This window comes from Stenotrophomonas nematodicola (assembly GCF_009467805.1).
Lineage (GTDB): Bacteria > Pseudomonadota > Gammaproteobacteria > Xanthomonadales > Xanthomonadaceae > Stenotrophomonas > Stenotrophomonas nematodicola.
This window is the reverse complement of sequence record NZ_WIAY01000019.1, coordinates 1-671: the sequence shown is the minus strand read 5'-3', so window position 1 is coordinate 671 and position 671 is coordinate 1. Positions and strand designations below refer to the sequence as shown.

The window sequence follows — 671 nt, the reverse complement described above, 5'->3', positions numbered from 1 at the left end:
CACGGCAAGACCACGCTGACCGCCGCACTGACCAAGATCGGCGCCGAGCGCTTCGGTGGCGAGTTCAAGGATTACTCCGCGATCGACGCCGCGCCGGAAGAAAAGGCACGTGGCATCACGATCTCGACCGCGCACGTCGAATATGAATCCACCGAGCGTCATTACGCCCACGTGGATTGCCCGGGCCACGCCGACTACGTCAAGAACATGATCACCGGTGCTGCCCAGATGGACGGCGCGATCCTGGTGTGCTCGGCCGCTGACGGCCCGATGCCGCAGACCCGCGAGCACATCCTGCTGTCGCGTCAGGTCGGCGTGCCGTACATCGTCGTGTTCCTGAACAAGGCCGACATGGTGGACGACGCCGAGCTGCTGGAACTGGTCGAAATGGAAGTCCGCGAGCTGCTGAGCAAGTACGACTTCCCGGGCGACGACACCCCGATCATCGCCGGTTCGGCCCGTCTGGCGCTGGAAGGCGACCAGAGCGACATCGGCGTGCCGGCCGTGATCAAGCTGGTCGAGGCGCTCGACAGCTGGATTCCGACCCCGGAACGCGACATCGACAAGCCGTTCCTGATGCCGGTGGAAGACGTGTTCTCGATCTCGGGCCGCGGCACCGTGGTGACCGGTCGTATCGAGCGCGGCGTGATCAAGGTCGGCGAAGAAATCGA

Annotated in this window: 1 protein-coding gene; it reads left to right on the top strand. The window is 64.5% G+C overall.

The window, feature by feature from the left end; translation table 11 throughout:
* A partial coding sequence (locus tag GDJ08_RS19960; protein ID WP_229296593.1) for a GTP-binding protein occupies positions 1–671 on the top strand: 671 nt, incomplete at both ends.